This window comes from Frankia sp. CcMO1, from assembly GCF_977945845.1.
The window spans coordinates 1-3,031 of sequence record NZ_CDWTMG010000376.1; the positions used below are offsets into that span (position 1 = coordinate 1).

At 69.7% G+C, this 3,031-nt stretch carries 1 protein-coding gene and 1 pseudogene; both read right to left on the reverse strand.

The genetic code is table 11. The features are described from left to right. Positions 1–498: 498 nt before the first annotated feature. Positions 499–1,565, reverse strand: a pseudogene (locus AC08OU_RS24060) (integrase core domain-containing protein). 339 nt (positions 1,566–1,904) lie between these two features. Further along, positions 1,905–3,031: hypothetical protein (locus AC08OU_RS24065; protein WP_476605892.1), on the reverse strand; the 1,127-nt coding region annotated here is incomplete at its 5' end.

The following is a 3,031-nucleotide window of genomic DNA, read 5'->3' on the forward strand; positions in this document are numbered from 1 at the left end:
CGCTCCACCCCATGTCCGGCTCCTTCGGCTCGCTAGCCGAGTCCCGCCTCTCGTCGACCCGGCGTCCTCTTCGGATGGGTGCCAGCGCGTATTGTAGTCGGCGTCCGTCCCCATAGCAAGGGCCCACCGCGCCACCGAGGCCTCCCCACAACGACCCGAGGACCCCAACAGGCCGCCGCCAACCACGCGACAGACCCCCACACCGGCCCCCCGCCCGCCACGCCGCCCGCGAGCCTCCGATCAGCCCTTCTTCCGCACCCTGCTAACCCCTTGCCTACCCGTCGGTCGCGGCCGGGGCCTCGCTGGCTCGCACGTCCGCCAAGGTGCCATCCGCGCCCTTGGCCAGGAGATCATGTGCGAGCTGCCGTCCGAGATCGCCAGCAGTATCCGCCGATCCATCGGCCTCCAAGCGGACGAACCAGCTTCCATCTAGTGCCGTGACCTGTCCGACCAGGCTGTGGGGTGTCAGAACTCGGCCACCGGCCTTGACCTGGGGTTTTAGGCGGCTCGTTCGTATTCGTTGATCAAGCCACCGAGGACGGGTCGGCGCTTGATCCGTTCCTTGGTCAGGTCTGCGACAGGGTGGTCGGGCCGGGGCGGTTGAAGGCCACAACCGCGGTGGGGTCGTCGTCCGTTGTAGTGCCGTGCGTACTCGGCCAGAACGGTGCGCAGGTGCCGTTCGCCGAAGATCAGCATCCGGTCGGTGACCTCGGTCCGGACCGTGCGGACGAACCGTTCCGCATAGGCATTCGCCCGCGGAGCCCGGGGTGGGATCTTGATCGCGGTGATGCCGGCGTCGGCGAGGACCGCGTCGAACGACGCGGTGAACTGGCCGGCCCGGTCACGGACCAGGAACTGGAAGTCGGCCGCCCGGTCACCAAGATCCATGAGCAGGTTCCGGGCTTGTTGGGTGGTCCACGGTCCGTCGGGGTGGGCGGTGACCCCGAGGATGTGGACGGTGCGGGAGCCGACCTCGATGACGAAGAAACAGTACAGACGCCGCAGCGTCACCGCGCAGTCCACATGGAAGAAGTCCACGGCCAGCATCGTCGACGCCTGCGTGCGCAGGAACTGTCGCCACGTCGTGTCGGTCTGCCGTTGCGGAGCCGGGGCAGCCCCAGGGACTTCAGGACCCGGCGGATCGTGGAGGCGCTGACCCGGTGGCCGAGCTTGAGGAGCTCGCCCCGGATCCGCTGGTAGACCCACGTCGTGTTCTCGGTCGCGAGCCGCTCGATGAGGGTCACGATCTCCGTGCCGACCGGTGGCCGACCCATCCGCTCTGGATGGGTCCATGTCCGTGTGATCAGGCGGCGGTGCCACCGCAGGACGGTCCCCGGGGTGACCAGCCGGTGCGCTCGCATCTCTCTGGGCAGGAGTCGGATCAGTGCGGCGAGCACCGCCCGGTCCGCCCAGTCCCACCGGGGCTTGGGCTGGGTACGGCGCAGCACCGCGACCTCATGCCGCAGCACCAACAGCTCGATGTCCTTGGACGCCGACGAACGACCGAGGAGAACCAACCAGCCACACACCCGCACGAAGATCAGATAGAGCAGTCGCACGGACATAGCTGACCATCATGCCGACGGTCCCGTACTGTCGCATCAGCCCAGGTCACAGGCCCAAGCCGACTTCTGGCACCCCACAGGATCAGGTCCTCGGCGCTCAACGACATAAGCATCGCCAACTGTCGTTCGGGCTTGCCTCGCATCCCCGCGGTCTACCCCAACCCGCAACCGATCGCGAATCAGCCGGCTGGTCGATCGCCGACCACATCCGCGCCGAGCTCCACGGGTTCGGGCACTACCACGAGACCTACGAGAAGGTCGACGGCCGCTGGCGGTTCGCGACCATCCGCCTGTCCCGCCTGGCGTCTCGACCTCACCCCGCTGCCCGTCGCCTGAGCGTCACAGCGCCGCCTCCACGGCGCGCAGGGCGTCCAGCACCGGGCGCAGCGCATCGGCCGACTCGGACGGCAGCTGGAACGGCGTCTCCAGGGGGACGTCGGCCAGGGACGGCTCGCCCGGTCGGGGGCTGGCGGGGTCGTCGGCCGGCATCGCGACGCGGCGGACGGAGTCTCCGTCGCGCACGGTGATGATGGCCAGCATGCTGTCGGGCAGCAGGTCGCCGGTCTGCTGCGCGTGCACCTCCGGGGCCGCGTCGTCGAGCAGGCCGGCCTCGCCGGCCGCGGCGAACACCTGCGCTGCCAGCTGGCGGTCCACCTGGTCGGCCGCGCTCGTCTCCTGCTCCGGCTGGAGCTCGTCGACCACTCGTCGCTCGGCGGAACCGTCGCCCCGGACCGCTACTCGGTAGGCGTAGTGCTCTCCCGGTGTCCCGCCGGTCACCTCGAAGGTGACCTCGGTGTCCTGGGCGCCCTCTGGATCGGCGTCGGCCTCCCCCATGGCCCGCAGCCGCTCCAGGGCCGCCGATCGCGCCTCGGGGGGGAGGTCGTCGATCCTCGTGACGCCCATGGTCACCTCCGGGGGTTCGTCGCTGCGTTCCGGTGGACCGGCGATCGGGACGTGGCCGGACCCGTGGAAGCCGGTGATCCGGTTGTAGTGCCGGGCGACGGGCAAGGTGTTGTTGTCCATCACCGTCCCGGTGCTCACCGGGTTCCTGCTCGGACAGGCGGCGTCGGCGTACTCGTCGGGGTGCCCCAGCATGTGCCCGAACTCGTGGGCGGCGACGTTGCCGGTGTCGGAGGTGTCCCAGAGCCCCATGTTGGAACGGGCGGGGCCCTGCTGGACGCGCACGACGTGGTGCGCGTTCGACCCGACCCACTGCACGTCGAAGGTGATCGGCTGTCGACCGCCGTTGCCGGCGCGGCAGTCGAACCGGTTCCCCCATGTGGTGAGGATGCCGTTGCGCCACGTCGTCCTCAGGGTGTCCATGGTGGCGTTGGAGATGCCGGCGTCGGGGTTCAGCTGGATCCGCACCGTGATGTGGGTCCCGGCCTGGTGGTAGCGCGCGGTCCAGCTGTAGACGCACTCGCTCACCCCGAACGACACCTCGCCGACGGGCTCCGCCTCGAAGA